The sequence below is a fragment of the Methanolobus sp. WCC1 genome (assembly GCF_045690315.1).
GTDB classification, from domain to species: Archaea; Halobacteriota; Methanosarcinia; order Methanosarcinales; family Methanosarcinaceae; genus Methanolobus; species Methanolobus tindarius.
Map to the genome: position 1 here is coordinate 2,297,461 of NZ_CP146979.1, position 26,174 is coordinate 2,323,634.

26 protein-coding genes and 1 tRNA gene are annotated in these 26,174 nt (G+C 39.4%); 13 read left to right on the plus strand and 14 right to left on the minus strand.

Features of this window, described 5'->3' with window-relative positions:
* Positions 1-7: 7 nt before the first annotated feature.
* Both V7O61_RS10825 and V7O61_RS10830 read right to left on the minus strand, forming a co-directional pair.
* Entirely contained in the window at positions 8-694 is a 687-nt protein-coding gene (locus V7O61_RS10825; protein ID WP_288067844.1) for a DUF4276 family protein, read from the minus strand.
* A complete protein-coding gene (locus V7O61_RS10830; protein ID WP_407347388.1) occupies positions 691-1,857 on the minus strand; it encodes an AAA family ATPase in 1,167 nt (388 codons plus the stop codon). The genes V7O61_RS10825 and V7O61_RS10830 overlap by 4 nt, the downstream gene beginning before the upstream one ends.
* A gap of 274 nt (positions 1,858-2,131) precedes the next feature.
* On the opposite strand from V7O61_RS10830, the gene V7O61_RS10835 reads away from it, so the two are divergent.
* From V7O61_RS10835 to V7O61_RS10855, 5 genes are all read left to right on the plus strand, one after another.
* Entirely contained in the window at positions 2,132-3,019 is an 888-nt protein-coding gene (locus tag V7O61_RS10835) for a serine/threonine-protein kinase RIO2 (protein ID WP_407281805.1), read from the plus strand.
* Between the two features lie 58 nt (positions 3,020-3,077).
* Complete coding sequence (locus V7O61_RS10840) at positions 3,078-5,057, plus strand: DUF460 domain-containing protein (protein WP_407281804.1); 1,980 nt, start codon at positions 3,078-3,080, stop codon at positions 5,055-5,057.
* Complete coding sequence (locus tag V7O61_RS10845; RefSeq protein ID WP_407281802.1) at positions 5,054-5,656, plus strand: molybdenum cofactor guanylyltransferase; 603 nt, start codon at positions 5,054-5,056, stop codon at positions 5,654-5,656. Before V7O61_RS10840 ends, V7O61_RS10845 begins: the two co-directional genes overlap by 4 nt.
* A gap of 57 nt (positions 5,657-5,713) precedes the next feature.
* Positions 5,714-6,247: a hypothetical protein gene (locus tag V7O61_RS10850; protein WP_288067835.1), complete on the plus strand. Its 534-nt coding sequence runs from the start codon at positions 5,714-5,716 to the stop codon at positions 6,245-6,247.
* A 235-nt stretch (positions 6,248-6,482) separates the two neighbouring features.
* Positions 6,483-7,124, plus strand: a complete 642-nt coding sequence (locus V7O61_RS10855) for a tetratricopeptide repeat protein (protein WP_407281800.1) — start codon at positions 6,483-6,485, stop codon at positions 7,122-7,124.
* Here the strand turns inward: V7O61_RS10855 and V7O61_RS10860 are convergent.
* From V7O61_RS10860 to V7O61_RS10885, 6 genes are all read right to left on the minus strand, one after another.
* On the minus strand, positions 7,119-8,129 hold the full coding sequence (locus V7O61_RS10860; protein WP_407281799.1) for a hypothetical protein: 1,011 nt from the start codon (positions 8,127-8,129) through the stop codon (positions 7,119-7,121). The two genes, V7O61_RS10855 and V7O61_RS10860, sit on opposite strands and share 6 nt — an antisense overlap.
* A 20-nt stretch (positions 8,130-8,149) precedes the next feature.
* The gene (locus tag V7O61_RS10865) at positions 8,150-9,391 is read right to left on the minus strand and encodes an MBL fold metallo-hydrolase (protein WP_407281798.1); all 1,242 of its coding nucleotides are present in this window, start codon (positions 9,389-9,391) and stop codon (positions 8,150-8,152) included.
* A gap of 27 nt (positions 9,392-9,418) precedes the next feature.
* Positions 9,419-11,662, minus strand: a complete 2,244-nt coding sequence (locus tag V7O61_RS10870; RefSeq protein ID WP_407281797.1) for a DNA topoisomerase I — start codon at positions 11,660-11,662, stop codon at positions 9,419-9,421.
* Positions 11,663-11,984: 322 nt separating this feature from the next.
* Positions 11,985-12,482, minus strand: a complete 498-nt coding sequence (locus tag V7O61_RS10875; RefSeq protein WP_023845949.1) for a ferritin-like domain-containing protein — start codon at positions 12,480-12,482, stop codon at positions 11,985-11,987.
* A 37-nt stretch (positions 12,483-12,519) separates the two neighbouring features.
* A complete protein-coding gene (locus V7O61_RS10880) occupies positions 12,520-13,173 on the minus strand; it encodes a peroxiredoxin (protein WP_048136159.1) in 654 nt (217 codons plus the stop codon).
* A 22-nt stretch (positions 13,174-13,195) separates the two neighbouring features.
* Complete coding sequence (locus V7O61_RS10885; protein WP_023845947.1) at positions 13,196-13,591, minus strand: Fur family transcriptional regulator; 396 nt, start codon at positions 13,589-13,591, stop codon at positions 13,196-13,198.
* A 254-nt stretch (positions 13,592-13,845) separates the two neighbouring features.
* Between V7O61_RS10885 and xth the strand changes: the two genes are divergently transcribed.
* Both xth and V7O61_RS10895 read left to right on the plus strand, forming a co-directional pair.
* Positions 13,846-14,619, plus strand: a complete 774-nt coding sequence (gene xth, locus V7O61_RS10890; protein ID WP_407281795.1) for an exodeoxyribonuclease III — start codon at positions 13,846-13,848, stop codon at positions 14,617-14,619.
* Positions 14,620-14,902: 283 nt separating this feature from the next.
* Complete coding sequence (locus V7O61_RS10895) at positions 14,903-16,153, plus strand: HEAT repeat domain-containing protein (RefSeq protein ID WP_407281793.1); 1,251 nt, start codon at positions 14,903-14,905, stop codon at positions 16,151-16,153.
* Positions 16,154-16,174: 21 nt separating this feature from the next.
* Here V7O61_RS10895 and V7O61_RS10900 read toward each other — a convergent pair whose 3' ends face one another.
* On the minus strand, positions 16,175-16,624 hold the full coding sequence (locus tag V7O61_RS10900; protein ID WP_407281792.1) for a TIGR00725 family protein: 450 nt from the start codon (positions 16,622-16,624) through the stop codon (positions 16,175-16,177).
* 38 nt (positions 16,625-16,662) lie between these two features.
* Positions 16,663-17,184: a DUF367 family protein gene (locus V7O61_RS10905; protein WP_407281791.1), complete on the minus strand. Its 522-nt coding sequence runs from the start codon at positions 17,182-17,184 to the stop codon at positions 16,663-16,665.
* A gap of 180 nt (positions 17,185-17,364) precedes the next feature.
* Here V7O61_RS10905 and minD point away from each other — a divergent pair, with 180 nt between their 5' ends.
* The 4 genes from minD (at position 17,365) to V7O61_RS10925 (ending at position 22,333) form a co-directional block, all read left to right on the plus strand.
* On the plus strand, positions 17,365-18,159 hold the full coding sequence (minD, locus tag V7O61_RS10910; RefSeq protein WP_023845943.1) for a cell division ATPase MinD: 795 nt from the start codon (positions 17,365-17,367) through the stop codon (positions 18,157-18,159).
* Positions 18,160-18,242: 83 nt separating this feature from the next.
* Complete coding sequence (locus tag V7O61_RS10915) at positions 18,243-20,426, plus strand: type II/IV secretion system ATPase subunit (RefSeq protein ID WP_023845942.1); 2,184 nt, start codon at positions 18,243-18,245, stop codon at positions 20,424-20,426.
* Complete coding sequence (locus V7O61_RS10920) at positions 20,419-21,342, plus strand: type II secretion system F family protein (protein WP_048135410.1); 924 nt, start codon at positions 20,419-20,421, stop codon at positions 21,340-21,342. The genes V7O61_RS10915 and V7O61_RS10920 overlap by 8 nt, the downstream gene beginning before the upstream one ends.
* 1 nt (position 21,343) lies before the next feature.
* Entirely contained in the window at positions 21,344-22,333 is a 990-nt protein-coding gene (locus V7O61_RS10925) for a type II secretion system F family protein (protein ID WP_407281790.1), read from the plus strand.
* 40 nt (positions 22,334-22,373) lie between these two features.
* Here the strand turns inward: V7O61_RS10925 and V7O61_RS10930 are convergent, their stop codons facing one another.
* Together V7O61_RS10930 and V7O61_RS10935 are read right to left on the minus strand one after the other, a co-directional pair.
* A complete protein-coding gene (locus tag V7O61_RS10930) occupies positions 22,374-22,949 on the minus strand; it encodes a FumA C-terminus/TtdB family hydratase beta subunit (RefSeq protein WP_407281789.1) in 576 nt (191 codons plus the stop codon).
* The gene (locus V7O61_RS10935; protein ID WP_407281787.1) at positions 22,949-23,788 is read right to left on the minus strand and encodes a fumarate hydratase; all 840 of its coding nucleotides are present in this window, start codon (positions 23,786-23,788) and stop codon (positions 22,949-22,951) included. The genes V7O61_RS10930 and V7O61_RS10935 overlap by 1 nt, the downstream gene beginning before the upstream one ends.
* A 254-nt stretch (positions 23,789-24,042) precedes the next feature.
* Between V7O61_RS10935 and V7O61_RS10940 the strand changes: the two genes are divergently transcribed.
* A complete protein-coding gene (locus V7O61_RS10940; RefSeq protein ID WP_023845939.1) occupies positions 24,043-24,792 on the plus strand; it encodes a PEF-CTERM sorting domain-containing protein in 750 nt (249 codons plus the stop codon).
* 151 nt (positions 24,793-24,943) lie between these two features.
* Here V7O61_RS10940 and V7O61_RS10945 read toward each other — a convergent pair.
* Positions 24,944-25,029: transfer RNA gene (locus tag V7O61_RS10945), tRNA-Leu, on the minus strand.
* A 269-nt stretch (positions 25,030-25,298) separates the two neighbouring features.
* Here V7O61_RS10945 and V7O61_RS10950 point away from each other — a divergent pair.
* Complete coding sequence (locus V7O61_RS10950) at positions 25,299-25,511, plus strand: winged helix-turn-helix domain-containing protein (protein WP_245596116.1); 213 nt, start codon at positions 25,299-25,301, stop codon at positions 25,509-25,511.
* A 74-nt stretch (positions 25,512-25,585) separates the two neighbouring features.
* Here the strand turns inward: V7O61_RS10950 and V7O61_RS10955 are convergent, their stop codons facing one another.
* Positions 25,586-26,044, minus strand: a complete 459-nt coding sequence (locus V7O61_RS10955; protein WP_407281786.1) for a hypothetical protein — start codon at positions 26,042-26,044, stop codon at positions 25,586-25,588.
* Between the last annotated feature and the right edge of the window lie 130 nt (positions 26,045-26,174).

A 26,174-nucleotide genomic window follows, 5' to 3' on the forward strand; every position in this document is an offset into this window, starting at 1 on the left:
AGACATATTATTCACTAAGTTTTTCTAAAGCAATAATCCATTCATTAAAGTGTCTACATTTATTTTGAAGAGTTGGCAATCCTATGTTTTCCACAACAATCGGACCAATTGTTGCTTTATCATATTCTGGTATTTCTTTTAGTATTCTTTTTGAAGGAGCCGTTGTTGCATTATCGTTAATTAATTCAGGGTTTCCATTATTTTCAGCCAACATCTTCTCTAAGTTCTCAATTTGACTTTCATGATCAAAATATTCAATATCAAGCATTTTAGGGCATGCAAAAATCAAAGTTTCAAATTCGTGAAGTTGAATATATGGTATAAATCTTTCATCAGCAATGTCTTCTTTGAATTTATCTTCTAGAATTCTAACTTTATCATACGGATCTCTTTCTTTTATTGCACTGTCATATCCAGGAAAATCTTTTGGCAAGGCATATAGATCAAACATGGTTGTAAATCTGCATTCTGGATTGTTATCTTCCCTTATCCATGATTTAATATCTTTTTTGACTTTATCATATTTTGATAGGCCACCACGATTGGTATAATTTGTTCTTTTATCTCTGCTTGTCATAACTGCCCGAGGAGCAGCTGAAATATTAAATTCAGACAAATGATTACTGAGTACATGTTTAACAAAATTCTCTTCAGTTTGCCCTTCTACAGTGATATTAAGCCGCACAAAATTCATGGACGACCACCAAGTACGTTTTTCTCCCACAGTTCAGAAAGACTATACCTTTCTATCCATTCTTGCAAAGAATCTTCATTCAGTCTTTTAAAAGTACTTCTTTGTTTTTTATCATCTCTTTCAATGATAACAATTTCACTGGAATTGAATTCATCCACAAGTTTTGGAGACTGAGTAGCAAGAATAATCTGACAGTTTTTTGATGCAATCCTTATCATTCCTGCGAGAGAAGAAATGGCATATGGATGAAGACCTAATTCTGGTTCATCAAGAATAATAACATTGGGTAATGTTTTTTCAGGTTGTAGCAATAATGCTGTTAAAGCCATAAAGCGCAAAGAACCATCTGAAAGTTGATGTGGTCCAAAACGATAGTTTTTTGTCCTTTCTTTCCAATCAAGCCTTATATAGTTTGCATTCATTTGCGATGGATTTAATAAAAAATCACCGAATTGTGGTAGTATTTTTTGAATATGCCTAACTATACGTTGATAGTATTTTTCTGTCATTTCATTGTTTTTCATGGCGTAAAGAAATGCTGCTAGATTTCCCGCATCGCTACGAAGAAATTGTTCATCTCCTACATATCCAGGATTACGTATTTTGGCTGTGCTGGAGGTATCATGGAATTGATATACCTGGCAAGAATAAAGTAAACTATGTATAAATTTACTGGTTTTCCAGTTCTTTTCCTTCTTTTTCGTATAATCTGCTAGTTTACTCTCATTGTGTCCTGCGCCCAAATCAATTTTAGCAGGGAATTTTTTACCTTTATTTTGCCAAGTAAGTGATTCTTCAGTAAAAATAAGAGTTCCACCACTTGCTTGTGATAATACAAAATCATATGTGTCTTTATCACTTTCTTTTTTTTCAAATGAAATTGAAGCTTGTAAACGTGGAGTTGTTTCTGAACCATAATACAAAAGAGAATCTGCATAGCCATGTTCCCCAATAAACTGTTGCAGACTACCAGTTGTCATATAATTAAGGAGCTTGAAAAATGAGATCAGATTACTTTTTCCTGCACCATTAGCACCAAGAAGGACCGTAATATCTCCAAAATCCATATTTATGCCTTCACCATCTATAGATTTGTAGCCTTTCAGTTCGAGAGTTTTCAATTTCATTTTTACTCCATTACCAGTGTTTTTCATTGTTTGCATTCCTCCTTGTTTTGTGTGTTTAACATAATAAAAGGTCTCATTTATTGTATATCTTGAAAGGCTTGTTTACGATTTCTAATTCATAATTTTTAAAAATGTATTAGGTTTTATTTATACTTTTTAACTACAAAGGTATAATGTTCTATCTATATGTATTCTAACCAGAAACTAGTATTTTAGTAGTAACATAGTTAACTATATTAAAACAAGCAAAACCAAGCAGTTCCAATCTAACCACAAACAATCTAAACCATCCCGGCAATTAGGAATTCAGATGATAGACGACGTTGTGAAGTTATTCAAGGAAATGGACAGCAAAGACCTGCGTATACTTGCAGGTATTGAAATAGGCATGAAGCACTTTGAATGGGTGCCTGCTGAAGATATAATGAAATACACTCGCCTTTCACACTCAGCACTTGAGTTCAAACTTAAAACACTCATCAAAAACAACATGGTAATCGCCACCTATCAGCCATATGAGGGGTACCAGATATACTTTGACGGTTATGATACATTGGCTCTTAACACACTTGTTAAAAGAGGGACTATCAGCGCCATTGGTGATGAGATTGGTGTCGGGAAAGAATCCGTTGTTCATGAAGCTGTAAAGGAACCGGAACTTGCATTTGGTGAAGCTCAGGGTGTTATTCTTAAATTCCATCGGGAAGGCAGAACCAGTTTCAAGAGTGTCAAAAGGACACGATCACACCTTGAAGGGAAGGAACACTTTTCATGGATTTATGCAGCCAGGCTTGCAGCAAAAAGGGAAGCTGCAATTATAAAAAAGCTTTATCCGGAAGTTTCCGTTCCAAAACTGCTGGACAACAATCGTCATGCACTTGTCATGGATGTGGCAAAGGGAACACTCCTTTTCAAAACAAAACTTGAAGACCCGGAGTGGTTCTTAAATGAAATACTCAGGCAGGTTTCCCTTGTTTATGAAAAAGGTTACATTCATTCTGATCTGAGTGAATACAATATTTTTGTCAACGAGAACGGGGTTCAGTTCATTGACTGGCCACAGTACGTAGAAATAAGTCACCCGCATGCTGAAGAACTTCTCGAAAGGGACGTAGCCAATGTCCTGAAACATTTCAAGCGAAAATACAGGATTGACAGGGATCCAAAAGAGATTGTTTTACAGATTATGCAGAGCTGAAGCTGGAAAAGTGCCAGTGGTCATTGATATATCCAAGTAGCAACATAAAATAAATTGTATGCAAAACGGGGTAATATACGGTATTGACATAGCCAGGGGATCCTCCCGAGCACAGGAAGCTCCCCGATATGCTGTTGCCGTACTAAGGGACGGGGAAATAAACCATTACACCATGGTCAGGCTTCACAGGATACTGCGGATGCTGAACAAGGACAGACCGGATTACATTGCAGTAGACAATATTTTTGAGCTTGCTCCGAACAAAAAAGCACTTATTCATTTACTTGAAAAGCTCCCTGATAACACCCGGCTTGTGCAGGTAACAGGTGGAATCCACCAGAAACCACTGCTTCGGCTTGCACAGGAACACGGACTTTCCCTGAACCAGTTCGATCCGATACAGGAAGCTGAAACCTGTGCAATACTTGCAAGTCTTGGTGTGGGCGAAGAAGTTTCTCTTTTTGAAGATATTACACGCATTAAAGTCAGTCGTGCCCGCTCCCTTGGAAGAGGAGGCTGGAGTCAGAACCGCTATCGAAGAAAGGTTCATGGAGCTGTCAGGGAAAAAAGCAGGGAAATAGAGAGCATCCTGCGTAAATTTTCCAGGGACACCGGATACAGGTACACCGAACGCATTACCGAAGGTTTTGGTGGGTATGTAAGGGCGGAATTTATAGTAAAAGCGCGTCGTGACAGGGTTCCCGTAAAACCATCTTCAAATGCCGATGTGCAGGTCACTGTCAAAAGTGTGGAACGAGACAAGATACAATACATACCCCTGAAGAAAGCCGGAAGGAAGTATACCATAGTTGGTATTGACCCCGGGACAACTGTGGGAATTGCAATCCTTTCACTTGACGGGGAACTTTTACTCTCAGAGAGTATTCGTGGGATCTCACATGATGAAGTTGTCAGGATGATAGCCGAATACGGAAAACCTGCCATCGTTGCCACAGATGTTTACCCAACACCTTCGGCCGTTGAAAAGATACGCCGCAGTTTCAATGCAGTGATATGGAGTCCGGGGGGAGAAATAAGAGCAGAGGACAAGATCGCTCTTGCAAGGACATATGGTTATTCCAACGACCATGAACGTGATTCACTTACAGCGGCAATTGCAACCTATAAATCTTACAAAAATGTCTTTTCCAGGGTTGAGAAAAGAGCACCTAAATATCTCAATATGGATAGCATCAAGTTCCATGTTATTAACGGAGATTCAATAGAGGAAGCTATTGAAAAAGTAGCTTCTGAATCTAAAATCCAGGTTCGTGTTAAACCGGAACCCGAACCTGTAAAGGAAGAACTTACAGATACAGATGAACTTGTGAAGAAGTTACGTGAGGAAATCCGGCAGAAGAATTCGCAGATAAAACAACTCAAAGACTATGTTTCTGAAATCAAGTATGAATCCGGGCAAAAAGAAAAAACAATAGAGAAACTTGAGATGCGTATCAATAAATTTAAGAATTCCATTTACAAGCAGGTAAAGAAGGAAAGGGAGATACAGATAAGGGATACTGAAATTGAGCGTCTCAATAAGGAACTTGCAAAAACCCGCAAGAATCTGAAAAACCAGCGCAGGCAGAACAAGCGTCTGAAGCAGATACGAAAAAAGGAAGTTAAAGGCGAAGGACTTCCTGTTAAAGTCATATCTGCTTTTACAAGGGAAGCTATACAGCATACGAAAGAACTCTATGGAATCAAAGAGAATGATGTTGTTTTCCTCAAAGACCCAAGCGGCGGCGGACCAGTAACTGCATCACTGCTTGCCGAATCAAAAGTAAAAGCTGTGCTGATTACCGAGGATATGCCACATGCTGCGCTTGAATCATTTTATGATAACGATGTGCCGGTGCTGAAAGATATCCAGCTACACCGTGTGGGAGACCTGGCTTCAGTGGATCCTGATATTCTTGACGAAGCAATTGAACTCTGGAAAGAAGGAGCTGAAAAGCGCCGCAATGAAAAAGAGCAGGAACAATTCCAGTCCATTCTTGATGAATACAGAAGTGAACGCAGAAGAGGTCTTGTATGATACGTTCATCACTTTTGCTTGCAGGCGGACTAGGTACCCGGATGAATGGCAGGGAAAAAGCCCTGATGATGCTTGAAGACAGCACTCTGCTGGAGCGATCACTTTCGGTTCTTGATGATGTATCAGATGAAGTAATTATTTCACTGCGCGATGAACAGCAGGTTCAGGAATTCTCACCTTATTTGCAGGGAAGAAAGATAGTTACAGACAGGATAAGAAATGCCGGGCCTCTTGCAGGAATGCTATCTGGTTTTGAAAGAGCAGAAGGCGACTATGTCTTTACTGTTGCATGTGACATGCCATATCTTAACAGGACGCTTATTGACATGATGTTCGATATGGTAGGCGAGCATGAGGCACTCATACCTATTAGCGAATGTGGTAGAAAAGAACCGCTGCATGCAGTGTATAAAAGAGATGTTATGCTTGGAGCAATTGAAAGTACTCTTGAGGAAGGCAGTAGAAGCATACTGTCCCCGGTGTTATTTCTTGATGATGTGATTTATCTTGATGCCGAAGTGATAAGGACAATAGACAAAGAATTTAAGAGTTTTGTAAACGTTAATACACCGCAGGATATGCTGAAACTGGAAAGATGATCCCATTCAAGTAATCTGGTTGACTACGGGTCTGATGTTCCGGCAGGATGTGTCAGAGTGATAGATAATAATATTGTTATTGAAAAAGCTATCAGAAGAATTGCTGATGAATATGGTGTTGATATTAAAACAGTAGAAAGTGCCATTAATACATCGGAAGTTCCTCTAAACCTTGAAAAACTTGTCAGTGAAGGAATTTTCTGCTTCAGGGGACCAAGTGAGGACGTAAAATACGGTAACGCAGCCCTGTGCCTTTCTAACAAAATACTTGCCAATGCAGGTGTTGCTAAGATACTAATTCCTTTGATCTGTGACCGAATACGCAATTGGGACCATGAAAATATTGAAGTTCTGCTATCTGACCTGCAAAAGGTAATCACCATCATGGAACTCAATCCTGATGAATATCCCGGTCTTCAGAAGTGTAGTATTGACCCGAATGACCTTCCTGGTGAAAAAATACCTGATGACATCAAAGATAAATGTGATGTGTGGGCAATGGATAAAAAAGGTATGTGCCTTGTGGGAATTGACGCCAACAAATTAATGCACATTGATGAAATTCGCAAGGCTGTGCCTGATTGCTCATAATATGATAAGATAGAATAAACTAATTACAGTTTATACTTCGTATGCGTATTACGTTATTTTTTTTATTATTTTGTTAATATATACCTCCATTAAGTCCGAATAATTTCGATAACTTAATTAATATGTTATGCACATTAAGGAAAAGTAAGAAAAGACGGTAGATTGCCGTAAACATGATATTATGTTAGTGTGTTATAATTAGTTCATAATTAGTGTTCTGGAGTTGGTTGGTTGAATGGATTCTGATACCCCGGAGGAATGGTTCAAATTAGCGTTTGATGCTGAAGATCCGGAAGAAAAAATAGAGTATTTTTCACTTATCCTTGGTCATGATGATCTGGATCCTGAATTATGGAGTAATGAAGCGCTTGCGCTGGTCTGGAATAATAAAGGTATAGCTCTTTCTTTTCTTGGACTTTATGAAGAAGCCCTTGAGTGCTTCAAGATGTCAGTCCGCCTTAACAAAAGTGATGTTGATGTCTGGTGCAACATGGGTGTCATTCTTTTCAACACCGGCAACCATGAAGCTGCGATTAAATGTTATAACCGTATTCTAAGACTTGACCCAACAAATGAGAATGCATGGGTCAACAAAGGTGACATTCTGGGAGTGATGGGAAGACACAACGAAGCCATTGAATGTTACAGCAAAGTCCACAAGGAAATTGAGCTTGACAATAAGTTTGCAGTTGTGTGGAATAAAAAAGGTCTTGCCTATTTTGGTCTTGGAAAATATGAAGATGCAGTTAACTGTTTTAACAGGGTTCTTAAGATAGACCCTGAACATATAGATGCAATCGAAAATATGAAAGCTACAATGTTAAAAGCAAAACAGATTAACGAGGAAATCAGTTGTCCAGAACCTTCTGGCCTATAAGTCTAATAATCTATCTAAATCAATGAATTTTACTTTGCTTTTTTTCAGTTTATATTGCAATACCTCAATTCCAATTTTGTTTAGAATTTCAGTTGTACGCTCATTAGGCACCCCAGGTAATACTATAACCTGTTTTGGTAAAGAGTCATAAAGTGCAGAATGATATTTCAATTGACCTATAGCAGTATAAATACTAGTTGTCAATAAGTCAGTTTTTACTTCAAAAAGCATGATAATTTGACCTTTATTATTATAAATAAAAAGGTCTTTCAGGTTGTCATTAAAAGACTCAATCCCTTTTTCCTTAATATTATCACGTAATGCATTAACGATGAGCCCATGATTACATTTACTCGTAATGACATCAGATACTTTATAGCTCTTTCTTACACCTGAAAATTCTGGAGAATAACTACTAGATATTGCATATGTTTTTTTGATAGATGAATCGTAGCCTTCATTTATTTTAAAACGATAAACCTGTTTTACAAAACTAGCAACCTGATATGAACATTCTGAGCTGTTCAATTTTGCCACAAGAATTCGAGTTGATTCTCTACCGTCTTTTGTCATTACTTTTACATACTGTTCTTCTGAAATTATGACCTTAAATTTAGATGGACCTATTCCTTTTTTTCCACCACGCACATTTCCACTGTGAGTTATGTAAATATTTCCGTCGTCATCTTGTGCAAAAAGTCCGGCCCTTTTTGAACTCAACGAGTCTTTTGAGAAGTTAATTTCACAGGTAATATTTAGAGAAGAAGGAATATCATTTGGATTTTGGACTCCAAATACACACCACCAATAATCATCTTTATCGACTTCTCGATCAAAATGGGACCATATTTTCAATTTAGAATTCCAAAGTATTTGAGTTGTTACATTTCCCCCTTGCCAACCCAAAGTTTTAGTCATTGAAATGCTATCTTTTTTCATAGCATCTGCAAATAAATCATGAGCTTTTTTTATGTCGACTTCTTCGAATAATGCTTTTAAGATCATATAGATAAATAGATGTTTATCTAATATATACTGAAACGTTCACCTATCTCAGGAGCATAAGCTTTCACACCAATTTCTTCGGAAATCCAGTCTGCAAATCCTTCACAGTTGTCGCCATGCATGGTAAACACATGCTCAGTTCCCCGGTCACAGAAATCTTTTATCATTTCCTTAAGCTCTTTATCACCGGAGTGAGCAGAGAAATCATATTGCTCAATCTTCGGTTTCAGATGCTGTATAACTCCGTCATTATCAATGATACCTGTATCAAGAGCCATTCTGCCATTGGTGCCTTCTACCTGATAACCGGTAAGTATTATCTTTGATTTTGGATCCTTGTACTTCTTTTTGAGATAATACAGCACAGGACCACCATTCAGCATTCCGGCTGTTGTGACAATAACAGATGATTCAAGACGGACTGAATCCCTTTTTCTTCCGGAAACTGTTGTTGCATTATCAAATGCTTTCTTAAGATGTGTTGGATTCCTGATATAATCCATATGTTTTGACATTACCTTGTACGCATGAACTCCCATGCCATCAACATAAGCCCTGATACCATGAGCATCCAGAAGCATCAGTATTTCCTGTGTCCTGCCGATTGCAAACGCGGGAACAATAACTGTGCCACCTATATCCAGAGTATCCATTACAGAATCTATGAACTGGCTTTCAACTTCCCTGCGAGGCGGGTGTTCATCGCCAAAATAGGTGCTTTCCGTAATAAGAACATCAGTGTCCGGAAATTCAACCGCACCGGAAACAAGTCTTGTATCAGAAGTATTGATATCACCTGTATAGAACAGACTCTTATCTTCTTTATCTTTCAGGAATATAGAAGCTGCACCGGGTATGTGCCCGGCATCGAAGAGCTCAGCATCATATCCGTGTGTATGGAATGGTACACCGGTATCGACCTGTTTGGTTCTGTGGGCAAACCTTGTAAGATCAATTGAATCAAAAGCAGGCATTTCGCCTTCCCTTTCAGCTATCCTTAAGGTATCCTGAGCCAGCATATTTGAAAGATCAAAAGTAGGCGGAGTCATAAAAATATCAGGATCAAGATCCATCAGATTTGGAACTGCACCGGAATGGTCAATATGTGCATGTGATAAAAGAACTGCTTCTGGTCTTGATCCGTTTAATGGATACTTGACATGTTCCCCCGGAGAAACTCCGTAGTCCATCATTATTTTTTCATCAACCAGGACTGCCGATCTTCCGACTTCTCTGCATGCACCCTTAAATTCCAGTTCCATTTTACCCGTCTCCTTTCATGCAATCCTTCAGATAATATCAGATTGCCATGTTTTAATTTTCTTAACAGGTATACTTGTAGCTTTTGCAAGTTCCAGCGCATCAGCTTCACATAGTTCATCCACGCTGCAAACACCGGCGTCCACAAGTTTCTCTTCGGTGACCTTACCAATTCCTGATATATCCTTAAGTGTTTTTGGCTTTTCCTTATCAGGAGATGCTTCCTTTTGTTTTTTCTTCTCCTCTTCCTGTGTTTTCTGCCATTCTATGAAATTGCACTCAGGACAGCCAAGGTTCCATGGTCTTTTACCGGCATTGATGATGCGTATGTGGTACAGGCCATGATCCTCACATAATTTATCAGTGACAATAACCTGCCCCATCTTCGGAAGTGGCAGTGAGAATGTACAATCCGGATAACCTTCACATCCGATGAAGCGTCCTCCTCGCTTTGACCTCATTACCATAAGATTAGAGCCGCATTCGGAACATGTACCTATAATCTTGTCTTCACGGAGACCTGCACGGAGTGACTCGGTAATGTCATCCTTGTTCTTTTCAAGATCAACAAATACTCCTTCAAGCATTTCCCTGGACTCGTTCAGGACATCATCTTCAGGAATTCCGCCTTCAGCTATTCTGTCCATGTCAGCTTCAAGTTTGCTGGTCATATCGGGCTTGGATATAGTCGGTGCAAACTTTTCAAGCGCATCCACAACCGCAACAGCAGTTTTGGTAGGTTGCAACGGGTTTCCATGTACATAAGCCCTTGAGTAAAGCTTACTGATAATATCGTGACGTGTAGCCTTTGTTCCAAGACCAAGTTCTTCCATTATCTTGATAAGACGGCCCTGTCCGTATCTTCCGGGAGGCTGGGTTTCCTTTGCCTCAACATCGACCTTGATAACCGAATGAACATCACCCTCTTCCATTTTTGGAAGAAGCCTGTCCTCAGGTGCATTGTAATGATAGTACCATCGCCATCCGGGCTCAACAAGTCGTGCACCGTTAGCTTTGAATTCTTCACCCTTAATATCATATTTTGACCTGATTGTTTCCCATATTGCCGGGTCAGCAAAGGTTGCAAAGAAACGCCTGACAACCATTTCGTAAAGTTTCCATTCCTGCTCGTTCATCTCGGACTTCTTTGCAAGGGATGCAGGGAAGATTGGTGGGTGGTCTGTGGTCTCTTTCTTACCTTTTGTAGGAACAAGTTCTTTCTTTTCAAGAAGCTTTAAGGCATACTGCTTGAATGTACCTGTTTTGAATATCTCAATCTGTGCACGCAGGTCAAGACTTTCAGGATAAACAGTGTTGTCTGTCCTTGGATATGAAATGAAACCGTTAGTGTAAAGGGTTTCAGCAATTCTCATTGCATTGGCAGCTGTAAAACCAATTGAACTTGCAGCGCCGATAAATTCAGTAGTGTTAAATGGAGTTGGTGGCTTGTCTGTCTTTTCAGACGTTTTGATCTCAGATACCCGGGCATCATCGCCAATAGATATCTTTTCCATTGCCGCATCAACTTCTGCCTTTTCCCAGAACCTTTTGGTGCGGTGTTCTACCTTGAATTCCTCACCGCTTTTACTCTTAAGCATTGCTGAGAGTTCCCAGTATGGTTTTGGAATAAAAGCCTCCCTTTCTTTTTCACGCTCAACAATAAGAGCAAGTGTAGGAGACTGAACCCTACCAACCGACAGGAACATCTTACCCAGACGCCCGGCTGCAAGTGAAATATAACGAGTGAGCGATGCACCCCAAACAAGATCAATAACCTGTCTGGAATGACCGGCATCTGCAAGGTTAAAATCTACATTAGTAGGATTGGAAAATGCATCATCGATGGCTTTAGGAGTGATTGCACTGTAGTGAACACGATCAAAAACCACATTTTCATTTACCTGTTTAATGATATCAAGGGCTTCAGCACCAATAAGTTCTCCTTCCCTGTCGTAGTCAGTTGCAATGGTGACCTTTGTAGCTTCCTTTCCCAGTTTCTTAAGTGCTGATACAATCTTTACCTGGGTTGAAGCTGTAATAATTTCTGCCCCGATGAGTTCATTTGCCTCAACTTTCTGCCAGTTATTATATGCCTTGGGGAAATCAAGTTTCACAATATGGCCACTCAGGCCTATGAATATTTTTTTCCCCTCTTCAGATTCATATTCATAAGTGTCTACACCACTTACACGAACCTGTTTCACTTTCTGTGGTGCCAGGATTGCGGCTATTCTTTTTGCTGCAATGTGCTTTTCTGCTATGATGAGATGCATGTTATCTCCATGAGTCTTGAAATATTGTGATAGTACAAGTGATAGAATGTTTATTTGAACTGGTACTTTCGAGATAAAATCTTTATTTTTACAGTGTTATTTAATGATTAAATCTAACAAACATTCTTCTAAATATATCTATCGCAAATACATAACAAATAATATAACAATGCATTTTCAGAAAAGCAGTTTCAACAGAGGCTGTTGAAAAAACAAAAATATGTGCAGACCCACACAGTTAAAACAAAAATAAGATAGATGAAACATTTCCCGCTCTTAGCAAGGAGCAGGAAATGCCCAATCCTTTCCACCACAAAGAAGTTTAGTCCCTTCTTTGCATAAGTTCGATATCTTCCATAACTGCCTGCAGATCGTCCTCGTGCTCGATCTCATCGGTGAGTATCTGTAACACGATTTCGTAGGTAACAGGGTCTTTATCCTTGACTTTCTCAAGAATGTTGCTGTAGACCTGAATTGCACACTGTTCTCCCTTGATATTCTGCTCAAGAATTTTCTTTACGAATGAATCCTCAGGAGCTTCATATCCACAGTTTGTTATTTCGTACCATTCCTGTGGGGAGAGTACAGGAGTTCCTCCAAGCTGGACTATCCTGTTGGAAACCATGTCTGCATGGCGCAGTTCATCGTTTGCATGCTCTATAAGTTCAGCTGTTGCAGCTTCTCTCATAGGACCCTTAATGACTTTTGCACCAATCCAGTACTGGTAGTATGCTAACCACTCGTCTGCAAGTGCTTTGTTCAGTAAGTCGATCAGTTCATTGACATCTAACCCTAATATTTCTACTCCTTTCGTTCCCATGATAGGTCACCTATGGATAATATCGTTTAGTATCTATTTAAGACTGCTTCTTCAGGCACATGAACCAATCAAGGCAGTACTTGCCTTCTTCTTCGGTTTCAACCCTTTCCTTTGCTGATCCGCATGATCCTGGTGGTGGGATGATTACGTCATCTCCTGGCTGCCAGTTTGCAGGGGTTGCAATGTTTTCTGCATCGGACTTCTGCATTGCAATGAGCAGCCTCTTGATCTCATCCATGTTCCTACCGTTGGACAATGGATAGTAGAGGATTGCCCTGATTGTTGCCTTTGGGTCCATGATGAAAACTGCTCTTACAGCCTGTGTTGTGGAGGCATTTGGCTGTACCATACCGAATTTCTTTGCAACTTCCATCTTAAGGTCTGCAATAACAGGGAATGTAACTTCAACATCCTTCATTCCTCTGTACTCAATCTTCTCTTTGATTGTGCGCAGCCATGCAATGTGAGCGTAAATACTGTCAATTGACAGTCCGATAAGTTCTGTGTTAAGTGCTTTGAAGTCTTCCTGCATTGTTGAGAAAGTCATAAACTCAGTTGTACATACAGGTGTAAAGTCTGCAGGGTGACTGAAGAGAATTACCCACTTGCCCTTGTAGTCTTTAGGGAAGTTAATTTCTCCGGCGGTTGTCTCTGCTTTAAAGTTTGGTGCTGCGTCTCCGATAAGTGGCATTGTTACTATTTCTTCTTCCATATTACTCCATCTCCATACATTTCTTACAAATTCCGTAAAAGTTAGTGTCTGCTGATTCAATTTTAAAGTCGTCAATCTTTTCTGCTATTTTCATAGCATATTCGCTAAGTTCATCTGACTGGTAGTCTGTAATTTCTCCGCATTCGATGCATATCGTGTGGTGGTGAGGCACCAGATTCGCTTCGAACCTTGAAACCCCCTTGACATTCACCTCCTTAATCAATCCCTTTTCAGCAAGGAACTTCAGGTTATTGTAAACTGTAGCTTTGCTGATACGTGTCAGTTTTTGCCTTACTCCCTCATAGACATCATCTACAGTTGGATGACCATCAAATTCCTTGAGGAAATCCAGGATCTCAATCCGCTGGTTTGTATATTTGATGTCTGCTTTTTTCATGTTTGAACACTTTCCGCTTTTTCAGGATTCTAACATATCTTATGTAAGAACAGATTCTAAATAAGAATTATTATTATTTAAGCTTTTTTCCTATTTAGTATTTTGACCTATGTAGAAATATATATCAAAATATATTCAACTAAAAACAGACAGTAAATAAGGATTTATCTTCTTTGAGCAAGTTACTTAACAGATAATCAGCAGATTAATAGCAAATAATTAGAAAATAAACATCAAAATCCCGGAGATATAATATGAGTAAGATCAGGATAATTTCATGGAATGTAAATGGCATAAGGGCGGTTCATAAGAAAGGTTTCCTTGACTGGTTCAATGAAGAGAAGCCTGATATACTCTGTATTCAGGAAACAAAAGCTCGCAAGGAACAGCTTCCGGCAGAACTTCTGGAAGCTGAAGGCTATTATAATTATTTTGCCTCTGCTGAGAAAAAAGGCTACAGTGGAGTTGCCCTTTACACCAATAAAGAACCTGTGGACATTAAATGCGGCTTTGGAATTGAAAAGTTCGACAGCGAAGGACGCACACAAATTGCAGACTTCGGGGATTTTGTGCTCTTTAATATATACTTCCCAAACGGCAAGGCATCAGACGAAAGACTTGCGTACAAAATGGAATTTTACGATGCATTCCTTGAATATGCCAACACCCTCAAGTCAAAAGGCAAAAGCATAATCGTATGCGGTGATGTGAACACTGCACACAAGGAAATAGACCTTGCCCGCCCAAAAGACAATGAAACTGTTTCCGGATTCCTGCCTGAAGAACGCGCATGGATTGATAAACTACTTGATAACGGTTATGTGGATACGTTCAGGATGTTCAACGAGGAACCTGAAAACTATACCTGGTGGAGTATGAGAACAAGAGCCAGGGAAAGAAACGTTGGCTGGAGAATTGATTATTTCTTTGCGAGTGATAATCTGAAAGATAATATCAAAGATGCGTTCATACTGCCGGAAGTAATGGGTTCTGACCACTGTCCGATAGGGATTGAATTAGAAGTATAATTTGTTAGTTCATCATATGATTTTACCTTGGGACAACAATATGAATAATGATATTGACTCTTTAATGGACAATGGAGATTATCAAGGCATTCTCGATTTATTAAAATATGAAAAAGTTAAAAGTAAAATACTATAGCAGGCAGAAACATCAATCGCCAAAATAATAGATACCGTTGAAATAGGTTTTATCGTTGAAAACTTCAAAGATGAAAATGAGAATGTAAAACAGGCCGTATTATATTCACTTTTAGAAGGAAACAGAAATATTGAAAATGAAGAAGCTTTGATTCCATTATTTATTGACTTTTTAAATGCTAAAAACGATTTAATAGTAGCATATTCAACTTCATTACTTGGAGCATTCAAGGAAGATATTGTCATCGATTCATTAATTAAAATGTTGAATCATAGATATTTTGATGCTCGTATATGTGCCGCATTATCACTACAACGAATAGGTGATACCAGATCAATTGAACCATTGATAAAACGTCTTTATAAAGAAAAAGAAAATGGCGATAACGATTTTGTATCAAATGATATTATAGATGCATTGGAATCATTCAATGATGATTATGCTAATTCAGAAGTAGAAAAATATCTTGATAGTATTACTCCTTTACATCTTAGGGAAGTTAGAAAAACATTTAGAGCATACGACAAGTCCAATCCTATTGAGCTTTATACAAAGTATCTAAAGGATGAAAATGAAGAAGTTCGTAAATATGCTTCTGCTAGCTTTTATGAGATACGGGATGAAAGAGCAAAAGATGCTTTAATTGAAGCATTATCTGATACAGATAATTATGTTATATACAATTCTGCAGGCGCCTTGGGTAAATTAAATACTCCTGAAATTATTGATATTTTAATTAAACTCACAGAATCTAATAACAAATCCATAGTAAAAGCCGCAGTAGATGGACTCGGTAAATGTTTAAATGAATCAACACGCAACCTTTTAATAAACATAATGATTAACAAGCGTCATTGTGGTAGTTTACCTGCATTATATGTTCTTGATTCAAAGGGATTTTTTTCTGATAAAAACAATTTTGATATTTATATTAAGCTTTTACAGCACCCTAATAAACATGCCAGAGGATTTGCGATTTTTGGTTTAGCAAACATAGAAGAGAGAAAAACAATAGACTATTTACTTTATGCATTAAATGATGATTTTTTTAATAATAGAGAATCTGCAGCCACCGCGCTTGGGAAAATTGGAGAAGATGCAATTGAGCCTTTAATTGAAGTTTTAGAAGATAAAAATACCTTCCAAAATAAAAAGCTTTTAAGAGCAACAGCAAAAGCATTATGCAATATTAAAAGTCCAAAAACAACTGATGCTCTTATTAAAATGACTTCAATAAAAGATGTGTATGTTAGAGTAGATGCATGTATAGCATTGGGAAAGATAAAAAATTCTAAATCCATCTTAGCACTTAAAGTATGTTATTATGATGACAAACATGTAAGAGTACAAGATGCTGCAAAAAAATCATTAAGAAAATTAGGCATCAGAGAACTATAATTAATTCAAGAACACTATTTCTTAACTTATGCTGTCCAGGGCAATCCTGACAGCATCCTCAGGACTACCTGCTTTGACTGTACCCTCAATTTCCCATTTTGAATTCAGGGTCACCACTGTTTTACCCATCTTTAGCGAATGTGCAATCTCAGAAAGTGTACCATATTCGCCGCCTATGGCTATAAGAACATCGGCAGAGCGTGCAATAATTACATTCCTTGCATGTCCCATTTCAGTAACAATAACAATGTCGATGTAAGGATTAGCACTCTTTCGGCTCTCACCCGGAAGAAGACCAACAGTTGTGCCGGACTTATTTTTAGCGCCTCTTGCAGAAGCTTCCATAACGCCGCCAAGTCCGCCGCACAAAAGAAGTGCACCGTTTCTGGCAATCTCAGCACCTGTTTCTTCAGCCAGAATTTCCAGTTCCCTGTCACACGAACCCGCACCAATTACACCTATCTGTATCATTGAACACCAATCCTGAATTCACCCATATACACTTATTTTCACATATATTCACTCTGTATTCTTAAAACATCTTTACTGTCCTTTGCCTGAGAATATTCTTCCAGAGGCTCATGGTTAAGTTCCAGAAAAGTGTGCCCCCAGTTAAACTTGGACATTATTTTCTCTGCCTGCTGCTTGTTTCCAAGGATGTAAAGGGCTGCTGCAAATGCTTCCACTGATGTCAGTTTGAATGGCCTTCCGAAATTTACCGGATTTGCAGCCACAAGGAAAGGCAAAGCCCGGTGTTCCAGTCTCATCCTGAGAAGTTTTGGAAATACTCTCTCCACCTCTTCCCAGGAGCAATCAAGCACAGTAATGCCTTTTTTGGAACTGTCTTCAGGTGACAGAGCTTTCTCAGCCATTGGATCCAGCAAAATTGACCTTGGAGGAATTCTCTCAATCTTCTCTGAAAGATTCACAAGTCCGAATTTCGCCATTTTCTTTCCGGTGCACTTTTTGGGATCACACTGTTTGGCATGATAAAGAAAGAGTTTAATGTCTTTTTCATCAGGATGGTTCATGTGAGAAAAAGCGTCATGATGCTATAAATTATTGATCTGTAAATAATTTAACACAAAAATAATATAGATATGTATTTATATTTATATGTTGTATTTAGTGATGGTTATACAATATATTCATAAACAGGATTGATCGCATTTGAATGGTACAGCAACTGCGATCATCAATCGAGGCATTTTATGACAGCAACAATTTTCACAATCGTCTCAGGGAAGGGTGGTGCAGGCACAAGCACTGCTGCTATAAATCTTGGTGCCGCTCTGGCAGGGTTCGCAAAAAAAACTCTGATCATCGATGCTGATGTAGGAATGCCCACCATTGGGCTGATGTTGGGACTTAAAACTTCAAAAGGAACTATTCACGAAGTACTTGCAGGCAAAGTAGAGCTTAACGAAGCCATCTATGATGGACCAAATAATATGCATATTCTACCGGGAAGCATTTCACTTCAGGGTTTTGTGAATGCAAATACAGAGATTCTCGGTGACATTGTGGAGAGTGTCAAAGAAAAATACGATTACATAATCATTGACTCTCCGACTGGAATTAACAAGAATTCCCTGCTGGCAATTTCTCTTGCAGATGAAATAATACAGCTCGTAAACCCGGACATTGCATCCCTTGCCGGTGCAATGAAGATCAAAGCTATTTCTGACAATATGGGCAAACAATTCAGGGGATTAGTTCTTAACAGGACAGGTATCACCCAGAACGAGATTAGTTCTGAAAGGATAGAAACTGCCCTTGGACTAAAGATACTGGCAACATTACCGGAAGAGAAGAATGTGAAGAATTCACTGGCATTCAAAGCTCCTATTATCGTGAAATATCCGGCATCACAGGTAAGTGTGAACTTCAACCGCCTGGCTGCTGAAATTGCAGGTATTAAAGTATCAGCAGAAGAACTGGCTCAAGTAGAGCCTGAAAAGAAAAAGAAAGGAAGAAAGTTCTCCCTTGCAAAAAATAAGAATTAATCCGGGTGTGAATATGGATATAATGCCGGAAAAGATTGTTCAGATAATTAATGGGATGACTATTATTACTGGGGTTGGTAATTTTGAGTTTAAATAATAATCCTGATGATCGGACTGAAACAAAAGAGAACGAAGAGGAGATTGATGCGTCTGTTCAGACTGAAACAGAATCTTCTGAAGTTGAAGATTTCCTGCGGGAAATTGAATCAAATTCAAATTCCAGGTCATCTGCAGAGAACACAGAAGATGATATTTTACTGAATGAGATTCCTGTTGAAGGACCAGTAGAAGACGTAATACTGGAAGACAGCATAACCAATGAGTTTGATGAACCTGAAACTGAAGAGATTTCCCTTGAAGAGGAAACAATTGACACAAAAACAGGATTATCGGATGCTTCCACACATGAAACTGTTGCAGTAGAACTACAGGAAGAGGAGACAGAGTCTCTGGCGGTAGATGAAGATGATGTTATAGGTGAGCTTGCGGACCTTATTCTCCCTGATGCAGAACCGGTAAATATTGATGACCTGAAAAGCAAGATCGATGATGTTTACATCCCTTCATTCAAAGATACTATTGAAGAAGACAGGGATTCGTTCTGGAAAGACACTGTTTCTGAGATATATAAAGAAGAAGCTATCGAAGAAGATATGTTTATAGAAGAGGAAAAAAGATCTTCTATTTTTGATCGTGTTTCCAAAATATTCTCATCAAAAAAATCACTCATTGAACCTTATAATGTTGTGGAACACGGACCAATAGTAGACCTTACAATGCCTGAGGACAGTCCTTTCAGGGAAGTTGAACTGTATGAAGTAAACCCGCTCTATGCATATGTAAGAATTGCCTATGACCCGGAATCCCATGAATACCAGTACCAGGCAATTGAACCTGTACTCTCTGACAAAGAGCAGGAACTGCTTGAAACTATCAAACTTAAGTTCATTGAAACACTGGACGTTAACCTCAAGGAAATTTCCCGCAAAAATGCCGAAGAATATCTGAGAGACAATGTTGCAAAATACCTGCAGGAATTTAAGATAGCCATCTCACCGAGAAAACGTGAGAGAATAATGTACCACATCGTCCGTGACTATGTCGGATACGGAGAAATCGATGTACTCATGAGAGACCCGAACCTGGAAGATATTTCCTGTGACGGACCTAACACTCCTGTGTATATTTATCATAAAGAATACAACTCAATTCCAAGTGACATTGAGTTCCCATCCGATGAAGTTCTGGATTCTTTTGCAATCAGGATAGCACAGATTTGTGGTCGGCACATTTCAATTGCAAACCCATTGCTTGATGCTACAATGCCTGATGGTTCACGTATCCAGATGACACTGGGACGTGAAATTACAACCCGTGGAAGTACATTCACCATCAGGAGATTCAAGGATAATCCGATAACTCCTGCTAATCTTATAGAATATCATACATTCTCAACCGCCATGATGGCTTACATGTGGCTGGCTGTGGATTCGAGTAAAAGCCTGGTATTTGCCGGAGGAACCGCTTCCGGTAAAACAACTGCCATGAATGCAGTTTCACTTTTCATCCAGCCGGAAATGAAAATCGTTTCCATTGAAGATACAAGGGAACTGAACCTTTCACATCCTAACTGGATCCCCGGTGTTACCAGACAGGCATTTGCCGGGGAGGATAAAGGTTCCATTGAAATGTACGAGCTCCTCAGGGCATCCCTCAGGCAAAGACCTGAATACATTCTTGTGGGTGAAGTCCGAGGTGCTGAAGCCTATGTACTTTTCCAGGCAATGTCCACAGGACACACTACATTCTCAACAATGCACGCTGATTCCGTACAATCAGTAGTACACAGACTGGAAAATCCACCTATCAATGTTCCAAGAATAATGATCCAGGCACTTGACCTTGTAGCTATCCAGATACAGGTAAAGGTTGGCGATGAACGTGTCAGAAGATGCAAGAGTCTCACGGAAATAGTAGGTGTTGATCCAAGAACCGGTGAACTGCTTACAAATGATGTTTTCGTATGGGATGCTGCACGCGATATGTTCCAGTACTCCGGACGTTCCTACATTATTGAAAGTGTAATGGAAAACCGCGGATGGAGTGAAGAGAAAGTTCGTGACGAGCTAAAACGGCGACAGGACATTCTTGAATGGGCGCGTGAGAAAAAGGTCACTCACTTCAGGGACTTTGCCAAGATTGTCGTAGGCTATAACCGTGAACCGGAAATGATAATGAAACTTGTAAGGCAGGAATTGTATGGCTAATCCGTATTTTATCTTTGCTTACAATCTATTTGGAAAATACTATGAGAAAAAGAGGGTTGATTTTTTCGGCCTGCGTCATAGTCTCCTAAAGAACAGAGTAGATATGGCTTATGATGTGTACATGTCAGGTGCACTTCTAAGTTCCATACTGTCAGCATTTGTGGCATTACTTGGTGTTTCTTTCCTTTTTCTCATATTTGGTGTGCCTGAGGTAAGGCCTACCAGGATAATGTTCCCAGGATGGATGGCACCATATCTTCAGTACAAATCCATTGTACTGGGTGTGTTTTTCGGAATTTTATTCACAGTTCTTGTGTTTGTAATTGTTTACAAATTGTTCCTTGTTTATCCATCTATCATGGCTGGTGACAGGAAAAGGAGAATTGACAGCATGCTTCCGTATGCTGTGAACTATATGTCAGCTATGTCTGGTGCCGGAGTTCTTCCGGTTGATCTTTTCAGGTCACTGGCAAACAACGAAATCTATGGAGAGATGTCAGTTGAATGCAGGTACCTTGTACGTGACCTTGAAATTCTGGGTCATGACCTTGTAACGGCCATGAAAAATCTTTCTGTTACGACACCATCAACTGCATTGCAGGATTTCCTGCAGGGTGCTATCACGGTAGTAACCTCTGGGGGACAGCTTGAACCATACTTTGAGATTAAGACTGAGCAATACATTTTGGAAAACAGGCAAAACCAGAAAGAATTCCTGGAAACCCTTGGTCTTCTGGGAGAAACTTATGTAACAGCTTTTGTTGCAGGTCCGCTTTTCCTTGTAGTTGTTATTTCCATTATGTCCATTATGGGAAATGCACAGCTTGTATTCCTTTATGTGATAATCTACGCACTGATACCAATTGGTAGTTTAATGTACGTTGTTCTTATCAGCACCCTGACTCCGGAGGCCTAAAATGAAGTTAACTGAATTTTTGAAGTTTAATGCAAACGATCAGGACATGCTTACGGAAGAAGAACTGACAGAATTGGAAGACACAATTATCAGTTCGAAAATGGAGGAAGCAACGAAGAATGTGGTGATTAAAGAATTCATGAAGGATCCTTTAAACACGCTGTACAACTATCCGATATATACCTTCGCTATCAGTTTACCCATTTCACTGATATTCTTTGCAATTGGTTACATAGCTACGCAGGGAACACCGATTATTGATGATGTGATAATTTTTACAGTTCTTATTGCAATTACGCCACCTGCATTTACATTCCATAAGAAATACAAGAGGACAGATACAATTGAAGAATACCTGCCTACTTTCCTGAGAGATATTTCAGAAATGAGCAGGGCAGGACTTACACTTCCAAGGGCAGTTAACACTGTTGCAAAAGGAGAATACGGAGCCCTTACAAAGGAAGTTCAGACTATGGATGCTTCAATGTCATGGGGTGTTTCCTTTGAAGAGTCGTTGCAGAACTTTGCAAAAAGAGTACCTACACCTATTATAGTAAGATCAGTTTCACTTATCACGCAGGCAAGCAAGGCAGGAGGACGTGTCGCTGCTGTTCTTGAAGCTGCCGCACGTGATGCAAGGGAAGTAAAAATACTGGAACGTGAAAGACGTGGTAACATGATGGTATACGTAGTTATCAGTTACATGTCATTCTTTGTGTTCCTTTTTGTTATTGGAATGCTTACATCCACTTTCGTACCAACAATGGCAGAAGCCGGAAAAGCTGCACAGGCTGCTGGTGCCGGAAGTCAGTTTATCGGTTCATTTGACCCGGCAAAATATACACGCCTCATGATGCATACCGGCGTAATCCAGGGATTTATGAGCGGACTTGTGGCAGGACAGATGGGAGAAAGTTCTGTATTCCAGGGACTGAAACACTCTATCATCCTTACTCTTATAGCATGGATGGTATTCACATTTGTTATCTAAACAAATGAACAAAACAAAATCAAAAAAATTAAAGGAAGGCTTATTCGATTTTAGAATAAGCTTCCAGTGCTTTTTTTCTTACATCTGTAAAAAGATCGTTTTCGTGAGAATCAATTCCCACAACCAGAGGACCAAAATTCTCCACCTTAAGTTCCCACACAGCTTCTGGCATTCCAAGGTCTAACCAGTGGACTGTGGTTACTTTTGCAATACTCATGGCTGCAAGGGCTGCACATCCTCCTGTAAATGCAAGGTAGACTGATTTGCCCTTCATGGATTCTGTCACATTATCCATACCGCCTTTTCCAACAAATGCACGCACTTCATGAATATCCAGAAGTGAAGGTGTCATTTTTGACATTCTTGCACTGGTGGTCGGTCCGGCAGCGACAACTTTCCACTCACCGTCTTTTCCTTTCATGAGAGGACCACAGTGATAAATTACTGCACCTTCAAGGTCAAATGGAAGTTGCTTTTTTTCCTCTGCCATTTCAAGAATCCTTGCATGGGCTTCGTCTCTTGCAGTGAAAACAGTTCCGCTGAGATAAACAATATCACCTGATATTAGTTTATCAACATCTTCCTTTGTTAGCGGTGTATTGAGTTTGTATTCCATTACTTATCACCACCCAGAACAACTGATGCATGTCGATTTGCCCAGCATTGAATATTTACAGCAACCGGAAGTGATGCTGTATGGCAGTGTGCTTTTTTGATGTGAACTGCCAGGGCGGTTGTTTTTCCTCCAAGTCCCATTGGCCCTATTCCAAGTGAATTTATGTCTGCAAGCAGGGCTTTTTCTTCTTCATCCATTTCATCAACTTTCCCAAGCAGGGCTGACTTTGCAAGTCTTGCAGATTTGTCGAATGAGCCACCAATACCTACACCTACAACAATTGGAGGACATGGTTTTCCACTTGCATTAAGGACAGTTTCCAGTACAAAATTGCGTATGCTGTCCTTTTCAGTAGGATTGAGCATTTTTATGGAACTCATATTCTCAGAACCTGCACCTTTTGGAGCCACGGTGATCTTAATACTGCTGCCGTCCACAAGTTCGTATTTTATATCCGGAATTCCGTCTCCGGTATTATTTCCACTGTTGCTTCTGGTTAAAGGGTCAACAGCATTTGGACGCAGTGGTATTGATTCGGTTGCCTTTTTCACACCTTCAAGAATAGCATCCTCTAGCCTGAAATCCATTCTGCAGTCACGGCCGAGTTCAACAAAAAATATCAGTATGCCAGTATCCTGACACATGGGCACTTTATTCTTTGCTGCAATCTCAATGTTTTTCAGTATAGCTTCAAGCTGTTCCTTTGCAATAGGAGATGATTCCCCGGATGCGGCTTTTTGCAGTGCATCAACAACATCCCGGGGCAATACAGTCTCCGACTCTTCTAAAATATCAACAACAGCAGATACAACAGTATCATAATCAATTTGACTTGACAAAAAAGATCACCTTTAGTTAGGGTAACTACGGAATTGACTAACTTAAACTTTTGTATGACTATTGAAAAAAGAGGTTTTATTAAATATCATTCGGCCATTACGGGAGACGGCTGGTATTTATGGTGGTAAAAACGATAATGATTAAATAGCTTGCTTGGTAGATATTTTAGATATCTTAGCTTTTTTAATTCAGTGTTTTTGTTGCTATCGGCCATTGTAGTTAAACTACAAAATAGTAAAAGGTGCGATATAATATGAAATATTTAGAAAACAGAATACTTTCCGGAGTATTCACAAAAACCCTGGCTGCAGCATTCATCATTATGATGTTTGTAGGAATAAGTGCCGCAGCTCCAATGACATTTTTCGGAGAAGACGCAGGACTTGGAGAAAGTACACCCCTTTCAAGCTGGCCTAATGCTGATGCAGCAAAAGATGACTTCCTTTCACACCTCAATGGTGTAGGTGTAGAGGATCTGGAAAGCTTTAAAGACGGTGATGAGGCACCACTAACAGTGGACTTTGGAGCAGCAGGAACCGCAACATTGAACGGTACAGGTGAAATTGAAACCAATATCGGTTCTGGCAGGTATCCAATATCCGGGGACAACTTCTGGGAAGCAACTGGTGATTTCTCCATAGAATTCTCAGAGGCCCAGGTTGCATTCGGATTTTATGGTGTCGATGTAGGTGACTTTGATGGACAACTTACAGTAGTATACGAAGATGAAACCACTCAGACACTTACCATTCCCCACACAACAAATGCCTATGGTGGAGCTGTAATCTACTATGGTTTCATTGATCTGGATCATCCATTCACAAAAATCACATTCGATAATACTATGCCAGGATACGACTACTTTGGATTCGATGACTTTACCATTGGAACAAAAGAACAAGTCAACAATAACAACAACGAAATTCCTGAGTTCCCAACCGTTGCTATCCCAATGGCAGGAATAATTGGAATGATGTTCCTCTTCCAGCGCAGGAAAGAGTAAAATTTTCGCAATTAGGGGGTATCCCTAATTCTTTTTTTATTTACCAGTAATTGAATCAGGGCTGGTTATCAAATTATGTATGTTTTAATCGGAAAAGCGTAGCTACTTCAACTATATAATATCCTGAAAAACATCGATTTATTTTGAATAATGGTGCGGGAGAAGGGATTCGAACCCCCGAACGCCTGCGCGAGCAGATCTTGAGTCTGCCACCGTTGGCCACTTGGTTACTCCCGCATACGAGATTAACGATACCAGTATTGCCGTATTTATTATAAATTTAACTGTTGTCAAATACGACACTTATCATCTGCATAATTATGCAACAAATAAACAGTATTATAAGTTCAGGAACATATTTACTGAGTATTACTACAAATCGATCAAGTTAAATATAGGATATACAAAATTAAGAGTATAGTGGTATACCAGTGATACATTATTATATTACTGGAATATGTGGTACTAAAATAGAATGCAGGGGGCATACTATTAGGCGGAGTAGGTTGGATATTACAATAGCCATTCTGAAAATAGCAATGGATGGAGCAAAAAAGACGCAGATCGTTTACGGAGCAAACCTAAATTCAACAATTGCAAACAAATATCTTGCAAGGCTTGAAGAAAAGCAGCTCATAGAACACAAAGGGAATATCTTTGTTACTACGGACAAAGGCAGAATGTATAAAGACATGGCCAGCGAACTTGATATTCGCTGACATCTTGTTACGTGTTTACTTACATAATTACTACAACTGTAGAACCTGGAATCAAATCAATCAAAGATTGATTTTCATATAAGACCAAGTAACTGTGAGATTTTGAGGACAACATTTGCCACTGTGTAGGTAACACTGTTCACGAGTCCTACGGGCTCAATAACAATATCACCATTATCTTTTGCTTCTACAAAAGTTTCAAGTGGTGTTTCAGAGTCCATTACACTTCTTACAGTGGCCTCACTGGTACCGATGATCATGGTAGCTTCAAATTCAGTATCTTCTGAAACTTCCTCAAAAGTTGTAACATATGCATTTTCAGTAACTGCTTTTATATAAATCTCATCACCTGAATCAGCCACGATGACAAGTTTAATTACTTCATCCCCAAGCAGGCTCTTGAGATAGGAAGGCAGGTACTCTGTATTTTCATTGTACTCATTGACTTTTATTTCGAGATCATTAACTATATCCGCACTTGCTACCGGCATGAGCAATATCAGTAGCATTAAAAGAATTACTATTTTTTTCATCTGCTTCCTCCCGCGCATGATGCATTCTCATTGACAGAGTGTTGGATTAATGACCCGCACTTATTGTGCTATTTCCAGTCATATGCCCACCAGAATATTGCACCAAATATATATTGAATACAATTATAGT

What these genes read in the sequence shown, in the direction of transcription:
- V7O61_RS10825 (WP_288067844.1), bottom strand. Translation starts at nt 694, where the DNA reads ATGAATTTTGTGCGGCTTAATATCACTGTAGAAGGGCAAACTGAAGAG.
- V7O61_RS10830 (WP_407347388.1), bottom strand. Translation starts at nt 1,857, where the DNA reads ATGCAAACAATGAAAAACACTGGTAATGGAGTAAAAATGAAATTGAAA.
- V7O61_RS10835 (WP_407281805.1), top strand. Translation starts at nt 2,132, where the DNA reads ATGATAGACGACGTTGTGAAGTTATTCAAGGAAATGGACAGCAAAGAC.
- V7O61_RS10840 (WP_407281804.1), top strand. Translation starts at nt 3,078, where the DNA reads ATGCAAAACGGGGTAATATACGGTATTGACATAGCCAGGGGATCCTCC.
- V7O61_RS10845 (WP_407281802.1), top strand. Translation starts at nt 5,054, where the DNA reads ATGATACGTTCATCACTTTTGCTTGCAGGCGGACTAGGTACCCGGATG.
- V7O61_RS10855 (WP_407281800.1), top strand. Translation starts at nt 6,483, where the DNA reads ATGGATTCTGATACCCCGGAGGAATGGTTCAAATTAGCGTTTGATGCT.
- V7O61_RS10860 (WP_407281799.1), bottom strand. Translation starts at nt 8,129, where the DNA reads ATGATCTTAAAAGCATTATTCGAAGAAGTCGACATAAAAAAAGCTCAT.
- V7O61_RS10865 (WP_407281798.1), bottom strand. Translation starts at nt 9,391, where the DNA reads ATGGAACTGGAATTTAAGGGTGCATGCAGAGAAGTCGGAAGATCGGCA.
- V7O61_RS10870 (WP_407281797.1), bottom strand. Translation starts at nt 11,662, where the DNA reads ATGCATCTCATCATAGCAGAAAAGCACATTGCAGCAAAAAGAATAGCC.
- V7O61_RS10875 (WP_023845949.1), bottom strand. Translation starts at nt 12,482, where the DNA reads ATGGGAACGAAAGGAGTAGAAATATTAGGGTTAGATGTCAATGAACTG.
- V7O61_RS10880 (WP_048136159.1), bottom strand. Translation starts at nt 13,173, where the DNA reads ATGCCACTTATCGGAGACGCAGCACCAAACTTTAAAGCAGAGACAACC.
- V7O61_RS10885 (WP_023845947.1), bottom strand. Translation starts at nt 13,591, where the DNA reads ATGAAAAAAGCAGACATCAAATATACAAACCAGCGGATTGAGATCCTG.
- xth (WP_407281795.1), top strand. Translation starts at nt 13,846, where the DNA reads ATGAGTAAGATCAGGATAATTTCATGGAATGTAAATGGCATAAGGGCG.
- V7O61_RS10900 (WP_407281792.1), bottom strand. Translation starts at nt 16,624, where the DNA reads ATGATACAGATAGGTGTAATTGGTGCGGGTTCGTGTGACAGGGAACTG.
- V7O61_RS10905 (WP_407281791.1), bottom strand. Translation starts at nt 17,184, where the DNA reads ATGAACCATCCTGATGAAAAAGACATTAAACTCTTTCTTTATCATGCC.
- minD (WP_023845943.1), top strand. Translation starts at nt 17,365, where the DNA reads ATGACAGCAACAATTTTCACAATCGTCTCAGGGAAGGGTGGTGCAGGC.
- V7O61_RS10920 (WP_048135410.1), top strand. Translation starts at nt 20,419, where the DNA reads ATGGCTAATCCGTATTTTATCTTTGCTTACAATCTATTTGGAAAATAC.
- V7O61_RS10925 (WP_407281790.1), top strand. Translation starts at nt 21,344, where the DNA reads ATGAAGTTAACTGAATTTTTGAAGTTTAATGCAAACGATCAGGACATG.
- V7O61_RS10930 (WP_407281789.1), bottom strand. Translation starts at nt 22,949, where the DNA reads ATGGAATACAAACTCAATACACCGCTAACAAAGGAAGATGTTGATAAA.
- V7O61_RS10940 (WP_023845939.1), top strand. Translation starts at nt 24,043, where the DNA reads ATGAAATATTTAGAAAACAGAATACTTTCCGGAGTATTCACAAAAACC.
- V7O61_RS10955 (WP_407281786.1), bottom strand. Translation starts at nt 26,044, where the DNA reads ATGAAAAAAATAGTAATTCTTTTAATGCTACTGATATTGCTCATGCCG.